The 16,362-nt window shown below is 67.2% G+C and carries 11 protein-coding genes and 1 pseudogene; 5 read left to right on the top strand and 7 right to left on the bottom strand.

Annotated features, from left to right (window positions below):
• The first annotated feature begins 97 nt into the window (after nt 1-97).
• From earP to ACO1P8_RS20940, 3 genes are all read left to right on the top strand, one after another.
• Nucleotides 98-1,237 (top strand): elongation factor P maturation arginine rhamnosyltransferase EarP, encoded by a 1,140-nt coding sequence (gene earP, locus ACO1P8_RS20950; protein WP_486297865.1) that lies wholly within the window; start codon nt 98-100, stop codon nt 1,235-1,237.
• Nucleotides 1,238-1,485: 248 nt separating this feature from the next.
• Nucleotides 1,486-2,046, top strand: a complete 561-nt coding sequence (gene efp / locus ACO1P8_RS20945; protein WP_094841058.1) for an elongation factor P — start codon at nt 1,486-1,488, stop codon at nt 2,044-2,046.
• 212 nt (nt 2,047-2,258) lie between these two features.
• The gene (locus ACO1P8_RS20940; protein ID WP_486297793.1) at nt 2,259-3,383 is read left to right on the top strand and encodes a hypothetical protein; all 1,125 of its coding nucleotides are present in this window, start codon (nt 2,259-2,261) and stop codon (nt 3,381-3,383) included.
• Between the two features lie 16 nt (nt 3,384-3,399).
• Here ACO1P8_RS20940 and ACO1P8_RS20935 read toward each other — a convergent pair whose 3' ends face one another.
• Nucleotides 3,400-3,861 (bottom strand): DUF1178 family protein, encoded by a 462-nt coding sequence (locus tag ACO1P8_RS20935; RefSeq protein ID WP_486297792.1) that lies wholly within the window; start codon nt 3,859-3,861, stop codon nt 3,400-3,402.
• Between the two features lie 33 nt (nt 3,862-3,894).
• Nucleotides 3,895-4,869, bottom strand: a pseudogene (locus tag ACO1P8_RS20930) (sigma 54-interacting transcriptional regulator); the annotation flags it as partial.
• A 571-nt stretch (nt 4,870-5,440) separates the two neighbouring features.
• Here ACO1P8_RS20930 and ACO1P8_RS20925 point away from each other — a divergent pair.
• On the top strand, nt 5,441-7,162 hold the full coding sequence (locus ACO1P8_RS20925; protein WP_486297791.1) for a ShlB/FhaC/HecB family hemolysin secretion/activation protein: 1,722 nt from the start codon (nt 5,441-5,443) through the stop codon (nt 7,160-7,162).
• Nucleotides 7,163-7,341: 179 nt separating this feature from the next.
• Complete coding sequence (locus ACO1P8_RS20920) at nt 7,342-8,982, top strand: collagen-like triple helix repeat-containing protein (protein ID WP_486297789.1); 1,641 nt, start codon at nt 7,342-7,344, stop codon at nt 8,980-8,982.
• Nucleotides 8,983-9,048: 66 nt separating this feature from the next.
• On the opposite strand, the gene ACO1P8_RS20915 is transcribed toward ACO1P8_RS20920, so the two are convergent.
• From ACO1P8_RS20915 to ACO1P8_RS20895, 5 genes are all read right to left on the bottom strand, one after another.
• Nucleotides 9,049-10,809 (bottom strand): ABC transporter ATP-binding protein, encoded by a 1,761-nt coding sequence (locus ACO1P8_RS20915; RefSeq protein ID WP_486297788.1) that lies wholly within the window; start codon nt 10,807-10,809, stop codon nt 9,049-9,051.
• Nucleotides 10,806-12,332, bottom strand: a complete 1,527-nt coding sequence (locus ACO1P8_RS20910) for an ABC transporter permease (protein WP_486297787.1) — start codon at nt 12,330-12,332, stop codon at nt 10,806-10,808. Before ACO1P8_RS20910 ends, ACO1P8_RS20915 begins: the two co-directional genes overlap by 4 nt.
• Nucleotides 12,333-12,337: 5 nt before the next feature.
• A complete protein-coding gene (locus ACO1P8_RS20905; protein WP_486297786.1) occupies nt 12,338-13,315 on the bottom strand; it encodes an ABC transporter permease in 978 nt (325 codons plus the stop codon).
• Nucleotides 13,312-15,552, bottom strand: a complete 2,241-nt coding sequence (locus ACO1P8_RS20900) for an ABC transporter substrate-binding protein (protein WP_486297785.1) — start codon at nt 15,550-15,552, stop codon at nt 13,312-13,314. The genes ACO1P8_RS20905 and ACO1P8_RS20900 overlap by 4 nt, the downstream gene beginning before the upstream one ends.
• A gap of 205 nt (nt 15,553-15,757) precedes the next feature.
• The gene (locus tag ACO1P8_RS20895) at nt 15,758-16,348 is read right to left on the bottom strand and encodes a thermonuclease family protein (protein WP_486297864.1); all 591 of its coding nucleotides are present in this window, start codon (nt 16,346-16,348) and stop codon (nt 15,758-15,760) included.
• Nucleotides 16,349-16,362 lie beyond the last annotated feature (14 nt).

Raw genomic sequence — 16,362 nt, 5'->3', positions numbered from 1 at the left:
GCCTACGACGGCATTGGCCGGCCGCTCCGCACCCGGGCGACACCGGGCGTTTTCCGGGCATTACAGGCCCTAGGGGCAACGCATGCCGATATCGGAAATGCATGCCGATATCTTTTGCAGGCGCGTCGATAACTACGGCGACGTCGGCGTGTGCTGGCGTTTGGCGCGGCAGTTGCACCGGGCCGCCGGATGGCGGGTCCGGCTCTGGATCGACGACCTCGCGGCATTTGCCAGGATGGAACCGCGCTGCGAAGTTGGCAAGCCAATCCAGGAAATCGCCGGTATCACCGTCGTCGCATGGTCCGCCCATCCGCCCGCGCTACCGCCGGGCGACGTGGTGATCGAAGCCTTCGCCTGCGACCCGCCCGAGGCCTTCCGCGTGGCGATGCGACAGCGGCCGCCCATCTGGATCAACCTGGAATACCTGAGCGCCGAGGCCTGGGTCGAGTCGCATCACGGGCTGCCCTCTCCCCAGCCGGACGGCCTGATGAAGTACTTCTTCTTCCCCGGCTTCACACCCGCCACGGGGGGATTGCTGCGCGAACCGGACCTGGCGGCGCGGCGCGATGCCTTCCAGGCGTCGCCTCAGGCGCAGAGGACATTCCTCCGCGAGATCGGCGTGCCGGCACACCTGGTGGCCCGCTGGCTGGCCCCGGCGGAGCGCCGCGCGGGACCCCGGTCCTTGCGCCTGGCCAGCCTGTTCTGCTATCCGGATGCCCCCTACGAGGGGCTGGTCGAAGGCCTGCGGACCGATCCCACGCCCTTCGTGCTGCTGGTGCCGGAAGGCGTGGCGCCCCGGCTGGAAGCCGGGGCCGCGACGGGATCGGCACCCTATATCGCGCGCATCCCTTTCCTGCCGCAGGACGACTATGACCGCGTGCTGTGGTGCGCGGACCTGAATTTCGTGCGCGGCGAGGATTCCGTGGTGCGTGCCGGTTGGGCCCGCCGTCCCATGCTATGGCAGATCTATCCGCAGGCCGACGACGTCCACCTGCTAAAGCTGGACGCCTGGCTGGATCGCTACCGTCCGCCCGTTCCTGCCCGAAAGCTCTTCCATGCCTGGAATACCGGCGCTGCGCCCTCGGTCCTGGCCGAAGCATGGCGCGAAGCCATGGCCGAGCCCTGCTGGAGCGCCTGGGGGGACACCGCACGGGCCTGGGACGACGTACTCTCCTCTTCGCCCGATCTGGTTACCCGGCTGATCCGATTTTGCGCAGATCTGCGCCAAAAATGCTAGAATTGTGGGTTTTGCAGGCCCTTGGAAGTGGCCCTTGACAGTGGCCTTTTGAAGCGGCTTTTGTGAAGCGGCTTTTTGGGCAGTGCCGGCGAAGCAGGATCGTCCCGGCAGCTCCATTTTCAGCCATGGCAACGTGGCTGCCACGCGGCGTGGAGCAAGAGCCAGGGCAGCCGCGCAAGCGTATTGTTCCCGTTCCGACGCCGTGGCCGGACCGGGCAGAACCAGGAATCTCCCCGGAGTTTTAATCGATGAAAACCGCTCAGGAATTGCGAGTCGGCAACGTGGTCATGGTCGGCAAGGATCCGCTCGTGGTCCAGAAGGCCGAATACAACAAGTCGGGCCGCAATGCGGCCGTGGTCAAGCTGAAGTTCAAGAACCTGCTGACCGCCGCCGGCAGCGAATCGGTCTACAAGGCCGACGAAAAGTTCGACGTGGTCGTGCTGGATCGCAAGGAATGCACCTATTCCTACTTCGGCGACCCGATGTACGTCTTCATGGACGAGGAATACAACCAGTACGAGATCGAAGCCGAAAGCATGGGCGACGCGCTCAACTACCTCGAAGAAGGCATGCCGGTTGAAGTCGTGTTCTACGACGGCCGTGCCATCTCGGTCGAACTGCCGACCAGCGTGGTTCGCGAAATCACCTATACCGAACCGGCCGTGCGCGGCGACACGTCGGGCAAGGTGCTCAAGCCCGCCAAGATCAATACCGGCTACGACATCAACGTGCCGTTGTTCTGCGCGATCGGCGACAAGATCGAAATCGACACCCGCACCGGCGAATACCGCAGCCGCGTGAACGGCTGACACAGCCGCTATCGCACGGCATGCCGGGCAGTCCGGTTGCCGCAGGGCCCTCCGCAAGGAGGGCCTTTTCTTTTGCGCCCGGGCATGCGCCGACTCGCGCGGCGGAACCGCCTGCTTTCCCCAGTCTACCCAGATGGCGCCGCCTGCCCGCGGCCGATGGCGGGCGGCGACGCGATTCCGCCGAAAAACGAGTCTTCAGAGAGGTTGGCCCCATGTTCCCCATCCGCGCATTCCATCCTGTCATCCCGACGCGGATCGACACGCAGCAATCACCCACAGCGCCCTTCCAGTTGGGCAGCGGCGCGGTACCCCGGGCACAGGCCGGCAAGCGGGCGGGTGTCGCGCTGCGGGCCGCCACCCCCGCCAAGCGGACCGCCATGGCCGACGGGACGACCGGCCTCGCCAAGCCGCGCGGCTCCGCGGCTGCCGCGCGGAAAGCCCGCCGCCCCGCCGAGTCCGGGCGCGCCAGCCTTGCCGCCGCGAACCATACATCGCCGCGACGGGCCGTCACCGTCGACGCCATACGCGGGGCCAGCCAGCTGCTGGCCTACGACAAATACCAGGACGTGCGCGCCTGCGCCGGTAGATTCCAAGTCTCGGAACGCGAGCTGCGCAGCTTCATCAAGCCCAACGGCAATTTCACGGATGTGGGCCATCGGGTCCACCTTGGCTCGTTGCTGACCCCGAGCGACCGCCAGGCCGCCCAATTGCCGCCCCTCGTACGCAAGACCGAACTGAAAGCCGAGGATTTCAACCTGGCGGACGGGCTGTTGGGACGGAGGGCCGGCAAAATGTCGCGCACGCTCTTCTGCGACCTGTTCGGCTACGACTACGCGACGATCTTTCGCGCCTACAACAAGGACGGTGCGCTCACGCCGTGGGGACGGGAGAACCGGGAGGCGCAAGCGGACGCGGCACCGGACGGTGCCGCAAGCCCTGTTGCCGCCGACGACGCGGGACGCGCCGCCGAACAGGCGGCCGCGCAACGCCTGTCGCAGCGCGCCCTCCACGACGGTATCGCCATCGGCTACTGGGATGGCTGCGGATTCCGCAGGCTGGGCGTGCCGGGTGCCCGCTTTGCCGGCGACGTCGACAGAATGGGTGGGCATTGGCGTATTCGGCCGGCCCGCGATGGCCACTACCGCCTCGCGCCCGGGCCGCACGAGACCGATCACATCGTGAATATCCTGCGCCTGCACGAAGATGGGGGGCGCCAGGCCGTGGCCGCCCGCTACGACCTCTTGCCGGCAGACCAGGGCAGCGCCATCCCGCTCGTGCCCAAACCGGGGGCGTTGCCGGACGACCTGTTGCCGCCGGACGTGACCGCCGGGTCCTGAGCCGCCGACCGGCCGCCTACTGCAGCCGGTCGTCGTCGAAGATATCGGGCAAGGCCATGAAATCGATGCCGTCCTCGGCCAGCGCCTGGCGCTCCTCCGGCGTGGAGGTGCCGCGGATCGGACGTTCGTCGGCCTCGCCTTCATGGATGCGGCGGGCCTCTTCGGCAAAGCGCGGACCGACGTTTTCCGCCTTGCGCACCATGTCGCGCACCTGCTTCAGCATGCTCGCCTGCAGCCGCGCCATGTCCATGGACGGATTCCCGGATTCCGCGCCCGGCGCCTGCGGCGCTGCCTGGGGGGCTTTCAGGTGGGAGACGTTCAGGCGCGGAGCGGACAGGCGCTTGGACACCTTGTTCGTGCCGCACATGGGACAGGAAACCAGGCCGCGCGCCTGCTGCTCGTCGTAGTTTTCATGCGATGCGAACCAGCCCTCGAATAGGTGGCCCTGATCGTCGCATTGAAGGTCGAATACTTTCATAGAAGGGGAGGTGCAAACGCACGATCCGCAATGCTACAGCGTTTCCGCCGGGCCGATGGCGGTTTCATCGGCACCGCTCAACCCGAATTTGCGCATTTTCTCCCACAATACCTTGCGGCTGATCCCCAGCGCGGCTGCAGTGCCCTGGCGGTGCCAGCCATTGGCACGCAACGCCGCCAGCACCCGCTCGCGTTCCGCCCGCCTGGCCGGCGTCAGCCAGGGGGCCATGGGGGCTTGCTCGTTTGCCGGATTCGGGGAATGGCGGCCGGCGAATACTTTCTCGATACGTATCCGGTCCCAGCCGCCCATCCGGCGCCGCAGGATCGCGACACGTTCGGCCAGATTCGACAATTCCCGCACGTTGCCGGGATAACGGCCGCGCGCCACCGCATCATCCAGCCAACCCGGGACCCGGCTACCCTGGCCCGGCAGTTCGCGATCGATGAATGCCTTGAAAAGGGCGATTTTCTCCGCCGGCCCGCGCTCTTCGAGATTGGGTACGCGCAGTTCGATAACGGCCAGGCGATAGTACAGATCCTGGCGGAAAGCGCCCTGCATCACTCGCGCACGCAGGTCCTGGTTTGTCGCGGCCACCAACCGAAAATCGACGGGCGTATCGACCCCTGCGCCCAGACGCGTCACGACCTTGTGCTCCAGCACGCGCAGCAGCTTCACCTGCTGGTAGAGCGGAAGGTCGCCGATCTCGTCCAGGAACAGCGTGCCGCCGTCGGCCTGTTCGAAGTATCCCTTGTGGGCGCTGGCGGCCCCCGTGAACGCCCCTTTCGCGTGGCCGAAGAAATGCGCCTCGAACAGTCCTTCCGGGACGGCACCGCAGTTGACCGCGACGAAGGGGCCGCGCGCCCAAGGGGCGCTCTCATGCAGCAGCCGCGCCACGCATTCCTTGCCGACACCGGTTTCTCCCGCGATCAGCACGCTGGCGCGGGCATCGGCATAGGCTCGGGTCTCGTCGAGGAGTTCGTGCATGGCCTCCGATACGGCGATCAGGGCGTGGCCGCGCGCAAGGCGATGAAGATCGATGTGCTGCTGGATCGAGACGTTGTCCATGGTGGGCCAGCCCCAAAGCTGCATTGTGGATACGCGCGATCCGGCGATCGACGCGATCGATCGGTCCATGGCGCACCTCGGTCTGCCTCCACCCGGCGCCCGGCCGACGGTTGATATACGCGTGCGTCCAGGACCGTGAAGCCGCCCCAACGCCACCGGCGGCTGCAATGTCCGCCTCGCAATCAGTCTTTACCACCCCCGAATGGATGGCATCCGGGAAAGTCCCAGGTTCGGGGGACGGATTTGAATCAAAACCTCATGGAAGAGGAAGCAATCCCCCGCCACACAAGGTTTTTTTGAAATTACAAAAGCGTAACTTCAAAATGTCCCGGACCCCGGTCACTGTGGTTTTTCTCTTCTTTCCGCTCGTCCCGGCCCTGCCCGTAGGGATTTCTGCCGCTTTGATACATCCGGCAAGCAGATCGCGATGCTCCGACTGGGCATCCTCTGACGACACCGTGCGTCATCCCTTCGGACGAGGCGTCCCTTGTATCCAGCGACGAGGACCAACACCATGAAAGCCGCTCGCCGTGCACCCATCCTGCATATCGTGGCCGCCGGCATAGTGGCGACCGTGTTCGCGGCCGCGGCGCGGGCCGATGGACCGTTGCGCGGCAACCCGGTGGACGCGCTGCCGCCCTTGGAGAAACCCCGGCCGCCGGCGCCGGCCGGCCGTCTGGAAGGACCCACGCCGGAGCAGTCGGCAATCCAGGCGCGATTGGCGCAGCACATCGTGCCGCGCCATTTCGATGTCAGCGGCGTGCATGCGATTGCCTTCGACGACGTGGCAAAGATCCTGGCCCCGCTGGCGAACAAGGAAATCTCGGTCGGCGAATTGGTGCAGCGGACGGACCGCATCACGGCGCTATACCGCGAACGCGGCTACCCCTTGTCGTTTGCGGTGGTACAGAACCAGACCTTCGCGCAAGGCAGAGTGGTGGTGACCGTGGTGGAGGGCTACGTCTCCGGCGTTCGCATCGAAGGCGATCCAGGCAACGGTGCGCGGGCGCGGCTGAACGCCCTGGCGCAACCGTTGCTCGCCGAAAAGCCTTTGACCGCGCACACGCTGGAGCGCAGCCTGAACCTGATGCGCATGGTGCCGGGGGTGACGTTCAAGCCTGTGCTGGAACTGCCGCGCAGCGCCGACGGCGCAACCGAACTGGTGCTGGATACCCGTCATAAGCGCGTGAGCGCGAATGGCGGCGTTGTGGACCTGGGTACCGGCATGCAACCGCTTCTTTCCGCCAGCGCCAACAGCCTGACACCGCTGGGTGAACGGCTTCGGCTGACGGGCAGCATACCGATCGACACCGACGACGTACGCTACGTGGCAGGCGATATCACCATCCCCATCGGCGCCGACGGCCTCAGCCTGAAGATAGACGGTTTTCACTACAAGGCCAGGCCGGAGGACGACGCCGTCGAACGGCTCGGCTTCGACCGCACCGTCCAGACGGACCGCGCCGGCATTGGCCTGAGCTACCCTTTCCTGCTGGATAACCGGCAATCGCTGACCGGCACGCTTGGCGTGTATGCCGTCAATGCACAGGATCGCTACGACCTGCGGGACACGGATCTATGGCTGAAGCAGGACACGCGGGTACGCGCCGCCACGGCGGAAATGCGCTACATCGTCGTCGGGCCGGTACGCAGCACCGATATCGCCCTGAGTGTGTCCCGCGGGATCGACGCGCTGGGCGCGGACAAACACATCGATTCCAACTACGGCTACTCTGCCGTTCCCGATGTCGACCTGGCTTTCACGCGATGGAACCTGAATGCCAAGCAGAGTTTCGCCTTGCCGGCGCAATTCGGCCTGACATTTTCAGCTGCCGGCCAATACAGCGATGACGTGCTGCCCTCCTCGGAACAGATATCCTTCGGCAGCTGGCGCTATGGCATGGGATACCCGCAAGGCGAGGAAAGCGGCGACAAGGGACTGGGCGCCTCGGCCGAAGTGAACCGGCGTTTCACGACCGGCATGCCTTTGGTATCGGCGGTGCAGCCCTACCTTTTGATTGACTATGCGCGCGCCTGGTACAACGCGGCCGGACTCCAGGCCGATAACACCCGGCATCTGTCATCGCTGGCGATCGGTGCCCGGTTCACGGACGATCGGTATTACCTCTTCGATTTCAACGTCGCCAAGCCGATCGCCGCGGGCAGCTCCGACGGCGACGGACATGGATGGCGCTTCAACGCGAACTATTCGTTCTACTACGACGGCGCGAGCTGAATCCGCGGCGACGTTATCCGCGTACGTGCGTTACGCGCGTTACGTAGCACCGTAACCTGCGCCGTAACGACATCGCAGCGCGCGCCACCCGTCTTCCCAGGGGAACATCGCGGTATCGCGGAGGCGATGGCGTTGGCATGGTTTTCGCAAGGGTTCGCGGATCGGCCCGCGAGGCCGCCATGACCTCGACCAAGGAGTCCACCATGCGATCCGCGTTTCCTGCCGCTTTTCATCTCGCACCTTCCCTGCGCCGCACCGCGACGGCTATCGCGCTGCTCGCGGCGTTGTCCGCCTGTGCCGGCGGTCATCATCATGATCACACCGCTTCCGCCGACATGCCGGGCGGCGGCGGCACGCAAGCCGGCGGCGGCGGAGGCGACGGTGCCGGCGGCGGCGCAGGCGGCACACTGCCGGGAGGCCAGGACTCCGGCGGCAACAACGGTGGCAATCCCGGCGATGGCGGCACCGGGGATGGCGGGGGTTCGGCCGCTTCCGCCGGCGTGCTCCAGAACACCCTGGGCGGTGTAGGGGCCGCCGTGAACGATGTGGTTCCGGCCGGTACGGATACGGCCCTCGCGGACACCGGCCAGGCACTGGACGGCACCGTCCAGCCGCTCGTGTCCAACGCCACGACGCTGACGCAGGAAATCGGCGGCACGACCGGCCTGGGCGCGCCGACGGACAATCTGCTGAATCAGGTGGGCTCGGCACTGGACGCGACAGGCCAGCGCGTCGCGAGCGCGGACGCGCCCGCCAACCTGGCGACCGGGCTTGGGGGCGCGGTCAGCCAGCTTGGCGCGACGGTGGCCGACACCGGAGATCTGCTCAACCCGGCTTCCACGCTGCAGTCGCCGCTGGCCACGGTGGCCGGGGATGCAACCGGCGTCGTACGTGCCTTGACAGCCTCGCAGGGCGGCGCGGGCGGACTGCTGCAACCGGTGAACGCATTGACGGGCACCTTGACCGGCGCGCTGCTGGACAAGCCGTCGATGCCCATCCTGCAGCCGGCGTTGAGAAACACGGGCACCGGCGTGGACAACCTGGCGGACCTCGGGCTGACCGCGCCGCTGGATGGCACAGGCGCCGCGCTGGATCCGACGGTGGTGCCGGTCGTCAGCCAGGTAACGGCAGTCACCCAGACATTGGGAGACAACACGGGGGCCGGCGCGCCGCTGAACCATCTATTGAGCAACGTGGGCGGTAGCATCGCCGGCCTCGATAACGCTACCGGATCCGGCACGCCGAACGGCGGACTGAACGGATTGCTCGACGGCGTGGGCGGTGCGGTCGCCAGCGCAGGTGGATTGGTACATGGCGGGCCCGCCAATGCCAATCCGGTCGGAAGCACGCTGGCCAATGCCACCGGCGGCGTTGCGGCGCTGACGGGTGGCGCGGATGCCGGGTTGCTGTCGCCGATCAACGGCGTATTGGGCAGCGTCGCCGGCACGCCGTCCGGTAACGCCGGGAGCGGCCTGTTGGCTCCCGTCACCGGATTGGTGGCCTCCGTCACGGGCAACCCGGGCAACGAGGGCGGCAACACCGGCGGGCTGCTGGGCGGCCTGATACACGGAGTCACCCAGGTGGCGGGGGGTGCCGTGCCCGCGGGCGGCGTCGCCGCGGGTGCCGGCGTCGGAGCGACGGCCGGCGGCACCTCTGCCGGTGCGGCGGCGGGCGCGACGGCAGGGACCTCGGGTGGCGCGCCGTCCGGCGGTCTCCTGGCGTCTGCCGGCACTTCCAGCGGCGACACGGCCGGCACCTCCCAGCAGCAGGGCGGCTTGCTGGGAGGACTGCTGGGAGGCCTGCTCGGCGCCCGGCGCTGAGGCCAACCGCGGGGACGCGGCCGGCCACCGATGCGCCCCTGGCCGGCCCGCCCGAGCCTGTCCGGTTCAGGCCGGCGCGGCGGCCGGCAGTCCGCGGTCCGTGCCGAAATCCAGGCGCGGCACCGCTGCCAGCAAGCGGCGCGTGACATCGTGCGTGGGCTGGCGCAATACCGTCGCCGTGTCGTCCAGCTCCACGATGCGCCCGCCGTGCATCACCGCGATCCGGTCCGCCAGGTACTCGACCACGCTGAAGTTGTGGGTGATGAAAAGATAGGCGATGCCCAGTTCGCGTTGCAGATCGCGCAGCAGGTCCAGGATCTGCGCCTGGATGGACACGTCCAGGGCGGACGTCGGCTCGTCGCAGATCAACACCCTGGGTTCGACAGCCAGAGCGCGGGCGATCGCGATGCGCTGGCGCTGGCCGCCGGAAAATTCATGCGGGTAGCGTGTGGCGGTGTCCTCCGGCATGCCCACCCGAGCCAGCAGGCGGGCGACGCGATCGCCGCACATCTGCCGCGACAGATCGCGCCGCAGCGCCAGCACGCCTTCCAGCAGGATATCGCCCACGCGCATGCGCGGATTCAACGACGCAAACGGGTCCTGGAACACGATCTGGATGTGTTCGCGCAGGCGCGCCAGCGTGCGCCCGCGCGCCTGCATCAGGTCCTTGCCATCCAGCATTGCCTGGCCGCCGATGCGGGCGCCCTCGATCAGGCGCAGCAGCGCCTTGCCGGTCGTGGTTTTGCCGCAGCCGGACTCTCCCAGCAAGGCCAGCGTTTCTCCCGCACGCAGGTCGAAGCTGAGCCCGTCGACCGCCTTGACCCAGGATCGGATGCGGCGCAAGGGGCCCTTGCGTACCGCGTAATGAACGGACAGGTCGCGCACCGCCAATACCACCGTCGATGGCGCCCCGGCTGCTGCAGGGCCGGCATCGTCCTCGGGGCGCGCCCGCGCCGCCGGCGCGGCATCGGTGCCCAAGTCGCCTGGCGCCGGCGCCTGCATGGCGCCGCCCGACAGGGGCCGGCCGCGCTTCTCGAATGCCGGGATAGCGTCGAACAACTGCCGCGCGTATGGGTGACGCGGCGCGGTAAAGAACTGCTCGGCCGGCGCGCATTCGACGATCTCGCCGGCACGCATCAAGGCAACGTGCTGCGCCACATTGCGCACGACCGCCAGGTCGTGGGTAATCAGCAGCATGGCCATGCCCATATCGCGCTGGATGCTTCCCAGCAGCTCCAGCACCTGGGCCTGCACGGTGACGTCCAGGGCGGTGGTCGGCTCGTCGGCGATCAGCAGCGCCGGCTCGGCCGCCAACGCGATGGCGATCATCACGCGCTGCTTCTGGCCGCCGGAAAACTGCATGGGATAGTCGTCGATGCGCCGTTCGGGCTCGGGAATGCCGACGCGCCGCAGCCAATCGATGGCGCGTGCCCGCGCCGCTTCGCCGCGCAGCGCGGTGTGCGCGCGCAGGGTCTCGACGATCTGCTCGCCCACCCGCATCACCGGGTTCAGGCTGGTGGACGGCTCCTGGAAAATGATGCCGATGCGCCCGCCGCGCACGCGCCGCATGGCGCTTTCGGGCAGGTGGTTCAGGTCCTCTCCGGCCAGGTCGATCTGGCCGGCGACGATGCGACCCGCATCGGGCAGCAGGCGCAGCAAGGCCAGCGCGGTGACGCTCTTGCCGCTGCCGGACTCGCCCACCAGCGCGAAGGTCTCGCCGCGCGAGATCGCCAGCGCCAGTTGCTTGACGGCGACGGCGATGCCGCGCTCGCTGGCGATCTCGACGCGCAGGTCCTCCACGCGCAGCACGTTGGCCGGAACGCTCATCGCCCGTCTCCCCGCTGCCGCGTCACTTCGCTCGTTTCCGCCGCCACGGGCGATACCGCGAACAGCCCGCCGGTGGGCGGCGGCGCCAGCACGGGCACGCGCCGCGCCCTGAACTTGCGCGCGCGCGGATCGAAGGCGGCGCGCACGCCATCGGCGAACAGGTTGGCCGACAGTACCAGCGCCAGCATGAAAACGAAGGCGGTGCCCAGGTTCCACCAGATCATCGGGTCCATCGACATCTCCAGCCGGGCGGAATTGATCATCGACCCATAGGAATTCATGCTGGGATCCACGCCTATCCCAAGATAGGAAAGCACCGCCTCGTACAGCACCAGGGAGGAAAACTCCAGCACGACGGTGATCAGCACGATATGCATGACGTTGGGCACCAGATGGCGCCGCATGATGCCCCACTTCGATACGCCGAAAGCGCGCGCGGCCTGGACGTATTCGAGTTCGCGCAGCTTCAGGACCTCCGCCCGCACCAGCCGGCACAGCCCGGCCCAGCCGGTCAGCCCCAGGATAAGGCACAGCAGGAACAGGCGCAGGTCCGCGCGTTCGGCGGAGGTCGGAAAGCGCGTGGGATTGTTATCGATGTACACCTGCATCATCAGAACGCAGGCCGCCACCAAAAGCACGCCGGGAATGGACGTCAGCGTGGTGTACAGATAGGTGATGGCGTCGTCGACCTTGCCTTTGAAGTAACCGGCGGCGATGCCGAAACCCAGCGCGGGCGGCAGCATGGCCAATGTGGTCAGGCTGCCGATGACCAGCGCCGTGCGCACGCTTTTCATGGCCTGCCAGAACACATCGTTGCCGGTGCGGTCCGTGCCCAGCGGGTGGTAGCCGGTGGCCAGCCCTGCCAGGATGCCGGCCGCTGCGCACAGCCCGCACAGCGTGATGAACATGGGCCGCCAGCGTATGTCCGTATCGCCGCGCAGCAGGTCGCGCATCGCGGCGCGCCAGGACGCCCGGCGCCGCGCCAGCCCCAGGCCCAGCACCGCGCCGGCGGCCAGCGCCACCAGCGCGCCGCCGGCCAGCCCGGCGGCGGCGCGCCACGCCACGTCCGCCGGTCTTTCGGCGTCCGGGTCCGCAAGATGGGCGGCGCCGGCCCGCAAGCGTGGAAAGTCGCGCACCGGTCGGCCGTCGACCAGCATGGTTTCCTTCGTGAACTGGCGCGCCGCCAGGGGCGCCGAGTAGGTCTTCTCCGGCCGGGTCAGCACGGTATCGGCCAGCAGCGCGTCCAGCAGCGAACGCGCCGATGGCGCATAGGCAACCGGCGCATCCGCGGCGGCCCCCGGAAGCGGCGGCAGGCGCGGCCGGTAATGCACCGAATCGAGCAGGCCGATGACGACGAATACCGCCAGCACCGCCGCCGCGCACATCGCCGGGCCGTCCTGCGCGACACGCAGCCAGGTCGCGCGCAGCGTGGGGGTGCGGCGCACATGCCATCCATAGGCCAACACCGCGATCACGATCAGGTACAGGGCGACATCGGTCCAGAGCAGAACGATCAAGGGCATGGCGGTCACTCGAAACGCACGCGGGGGTCGGCCAGCGTATAGGAGATATCGGCCAGGATCAGGCCGACGATATACAGCGCCGATCCCAGGAAAACCATCGCGCGCACGATGGAAAAGTCCTGCGCATTGATCGCGTCGATGGTGTAGCTGCCCAGGCCGGGGATGCCGAAGAACGATTCGGCGATCAGGCTGCCCATGAACAGCAGCGGCAGCGTCGCGACGGTGCCGGTAAGAATGGGCAGCAGCGCGTTGCGCAGCACATGGCGGAACAGCACGGCGGCTTCGGTCAGGCCTTTGGCTCGCGCCGTGCGCACGTAGTCCTTGCCGATTTCCTCCAGGAACAGGGTGCGGTAGAACCGCGCCTCGGGTCCCAGGCGCGATACCATCGCCACCGCCACCGGCAAGGCCAGGAACTTGATCGCGTCCCATCCGCCGGCAAAGCCCGAATACGGCACCAGCCTCAACACCTTGGAAAACATCCATTGCCCGGCAATGATGTAGAACAGTCCGGATATGGACAGCAGCACTACGCAAAGCACCACGCCCCAGAAATCCAGCCGCGTCGCGCGGAAGAACACCAGCAGCAGCGAGAACGCGATGCTGGCCCATAAGCCAAGGATGAAGGTCGGCACTGCCAGGGACAGGCTGGGCCACATGCGCGTGCCGATTTCGCGGCCGATATCGCGGCCGCCGTCGGAGGATCCGAAGTCCATGCGCAGCAGGGGCACGGAACGCTGATAGAAGATGGTGTCCGTGACGCGTCCCGTACCGGCCGCGGCCGCGTTGTAGAACAGCGGCTTGTCATAGCCGCGCTCGACCTTCCATTTGTCGATCGCGTCCTGGCTGACCCGCTGCCCGCCGATGGACAGGCGCGCCATGTCGTCCGGCGTATTGACGGCGAAGAACAGCACGAAAGTGAACAGGTTCACGCCGATCAGGATCAGGACGCCGTACAGCAGGCGGCGGACGATATAGGCGGTCATGTGGGCTCCCCGGGCGACGATCCGGCGCGGTCGCCGAACGCCGTCTGCTTTTCACGCCGGCGCATGGCGCGGTACGACGGCCAGATCGCCAGCACGGCCAGCGCCGCCAGCAGCACCAGCGGCCACCACCGCGGCCGGTTCCATTCGTCTATCTTCCTGACCCGCAGGGCGGTATCCAGCTTCATGTACTGCAGGGTGTTGCGCACCATCTGCGTCGGCTTGGCGTTGCCCACCCATTGCTGGTATGCGCCGGCGGACATCGGGAAGTAGCCGAACATCCAGGGCGCGTCGCGCTGGACGATGGCGACCATGCGGTCGATGATGGCGGCCTTCTGTGGCCCGTCGTCCAGGAACTTCATCTGGTCGAACAGCTTGTCGAATTCGGGATTCACGTAGTTCGAGGCGTTCTCCCCGCCCGATGCCACCTTGGCATTGGGCCCGTACAGCAGAAAAAGGAAATTTTCCGCATCGGGATAATCGGCGTTCCAGCCCCAGAAGAACATCTGGGCCGTGCCGCGCCGCATCTTGTCCTGGAACCTGCTGTAGTCGGTGGAGCGCACATCCAGCTGCACGTGCAGCTTGTCGAGCTGGCGGCGCATCCAGTCGAACATCGGGTTGGCGCCCATGCCGGTCATGGCGTCGTAGTGCAACACCAGCGGCTCGCCGGTTGCCGCGTCGCGGCCGCCCGGATAGCCGGCTTCGGCCAGGAGCTTCTTCGCCACCTCGATGGACTTGCGCACCGGCTTGCCGTCCACCACGTCATAGACGACCGGATTGATGCCTTCCGGCGCGGGCTTGTATCCCAGCACGCCGGGCGGGACGGGACCGTATGCCACCGCCGCCTGGCTGTTCTCGAAGATCGCGACGTACTCTTCCCAGTCGAAGGCGATACTGATGGCCTGGCGCAGCTTGCGATTGCGCGCCTGCCGTTCCGGGGTATCCCCCTTGCCGACGACAGGATCGTTCCAATTGAAGCCCATGTACCAGTTCTGCGTTTCCACCGTGGTCGGCAGCTGGATCCCGTGCTCGCGGTAGCGCGCCGCCTTCTCGGCGGAATCGCCCGCCGCCACCAGCATCGCCACGCCGTATTCGCCGCGCTCGAGCTGCGGAATGTCGTAGTAGCCCTGCATGAACTTGCCGCTGAGCGGTGTCGATTCCTTTTCGATGCTGAACACCACGCGATCGATGAAGGGCGTCGGCTTGCCGCAATCGTCCAGCCGGCCGGCGGCGCGGTCGGCCGGCTCGCCGTCGCAGGGATAGGGCTCGCCATGGAAGTTCGGATTGCGCGCCAGCACATGCCGCCGGTTCTGCAGCGACTCCACCATCATGTAGGGCCCGGTCCCCACCGGCCAGGTATTCAAGGACAGATTGCGCGTCGCCATCCCGGGCTGGCTGTAGAAGCGTTCAGCCTCCCAGGGCACCGGCGCGGTAAAAGTCATCGCCAGCCAATATTTGAACTGCGGATACTTTCCCTTGATGCGGATGCGCAGCGTATGCGGGTCAGGTGCCGTTACGCCGTCGAAGCCGGCCTGCCGCAGGTCCAGCCAGGGCAGATCGCGCTCATGCGGAGGTAGCTTGGCGCGCGCGGCCTGGTCCTGCGCCTTGAGGCGGTCGCCGTATTCCTTCATGCCCACCACGTAATCGGCCATCAGCGAATAGATGGGCGATACCAGCCGGGGGCTGGCCAGGCGCCGGAAGGCATAGACGTAATCGTCCGCGGTCAGCTCGCGCGTGCCGGTCTGCGAAAAATCCGGGATCGCCGACTTATTGTCGAGTTCCCCCGGCCGCAGCGGGTAGTACACGTAGCTGCCGTCGGGATTGCGCGCGAAGGCCGGATGCGGCTGGAAACGGATGCCGGGGCGGATGGGGATTTCGTAGACGCTTTCGGCGATGGTCTCGCCCGGCGCATCCTGCGGCAGCACATGCCCCTGCGCATCCAGATAGGTGGGTGGCGCGATGCTCGCCGCCGCGCGGGGAATCAGCTTGTACGGACGGGCGAGGTAATCGTAGCCGTACAGCGGCTCGTAGACGTTGTAGGTGAAAGGCGTTTCATCGACCGAATACGAGCTGGCCGGGTCCAGGTACTTGGGAGAATTGCGGGTAAAGGCCGTATACAGCGTGTTGTCCTTTTCCGCGCCCGACGGATAAGGGCTATTGATCGGGCTTTCCTGCCCGCAGCCGGCCAGCGCGGCCGCGCACAGCGCCGCGATGACCCAAAGCCGCCTGATGCTCCCCATGTTTGCCCCGATGCTGCCCGCAAGTCTATGTCGCGGCAAGGATAGCAAACTGAACCCGAACATAGGACCGATTAACCCGGGCGAGCCCCCGCGATCGACCAACCGCGGGTAATCCCCCAGGCCGGCCGCGCCGCAAGCCCGGCGCGGCATGCCCGTCGCCTCAGGCGTCACGCCGCCGCGTGGACGTGATCGCGTCCGGCCGAGATCACGGCGCCGCCTGGCCCGCCACCGCGCATTTGCGTTCATTCCAGCATTCGAAGCGCCACACCCAGGGCGCCACGGCACCCGGCTGCGCCCAGATGCCCTTGCGGCCCTCGCGCGCCGCGCGCTCCAGCGCCGGCAGCGATGCGTCGCGCAGATACTCGCCATGGCGCACGGTATTGGCCCAGGCATAGCCGGCCTCCACCTGCCGCCGGTTGGCGGTCTGCCCGCCCTCCGCGGGCAGGTCGCAGACGTCCCTGCCGTAGCGGTCCTGCTCGTAGCAGTGGGCCGTCAGCGTACGGCCGGCCACCAGGCTTTCCAGATTGCGCCGCGACGCCTGCGCGTAAGGCTGTCCGGGCTTGTCCTTGCCATGGCCGGTTTCGGGGGCATCGATGCTTGCCAGGCGTATTTTGTATTGCCTGTTGTTCGTTCCCAGCAAGGTCACCGTATCGCCGTCGGCGACACGAACGATCCGGCCTTCCAGCGTGTAGCCTGGATGCGCGGCCCCGGCCGGCCCGCGCGGCGACGAGCAATACGCCACACCCACGCTGGCCATCGCCGCGACCGCCGCGATTACGGCGCGCGAGGCCCCCATGCGCCGCAACACGG

The organism is Bordetella sp., from assembly GCF_057362025.1.
Note: the sequence above shows the minus strand (reverse complement) of the source record. Positions and strands in the feature narration are given on the sequence as shown.

Excerpts from the sequence above, each read along its gene's own strand:
- efp (WP_094841058.1), top strand. The coding sequence starts at position 1,486 with ATGAAAACCGCTCAGGAATTGCGAGTCGGCAACGTGGTCATGGTCGGC.
- ACO1P8_RS20915 (WP_486297788.1), bottom strand. The coding sequence starts at position 10,809 with ATGAGCGTTCCGGCCAACGTGCTGCGCGTGGAGGACCTGCGCGTCGAG.
- ACO1P8_RS20935 (WP_486297792.1), bottom strand. The coding sequence starts at position 3,861 with ATGAAAGTATTCGACCTTCAATGCGACGATCAGGGCCACCTATTCGAG.
- ACO1P8_RS20905 (WP_486297786.1), bottom strand. The coding sequence starts at position 13,315 with ATGACCGCCTATATCGTCCGCCGCCTGCTGTACGGCGTCCTGATCCTG.
- ACO1P8_RS20920 (WP_486297789.1), top strand. The coding sequence starts at position 7,342 with ATGACCTCGACCAAGGAGTCCACCATGCGATCCGCGTTTCCTGCCGCT.
- ACO1P8_RS20895 (WP_486297864.1), bottom strand. The coding sequence starts at position 16,348 with ATGGGGGCCTCGCGCGCCGTAATCGCGGCGGTCGCGGCGATGGCCAGC.
- ACO1P8_RS20910 (WP_486297787.1), bottom strand. The coding sequence starts at position 12,332 with ATGCCCTTGATCGTTCTGCTCTGGACCGATGTCGCCCTGTACCTGATC.
- earP (WP_486297865.1), top strand. The coding sequence starts at position 98 with ATGCATGCCGATATCTTTTGCAGGCGCGTCGATAACTACGGCGACGTC.
- ACO1P8_RS20925 (WP_486297791.1), top strand. The coding sequence starts at position 5,441 with ATGAAAGCCGCTCGCCGTGCACCCATCCTGCATATCGTGGCCGCCGGC.
- ACO1P8_RS20940 (WP_486297793.1), top strand. The coding sequence starts at position 2,259 with ATGTTCCCCATCCGCGCATTCCATCCTGTCATCCCGACGCGGATCGAC.
- ACO1P8_RS20900 (WP_486297785.1), bottom strand. The coding sequence starts at position 15,552 with ATGGGGAGCATCAGGCGGCTTTGGGTCATCGCGGCGCTGTGCGCGGCC.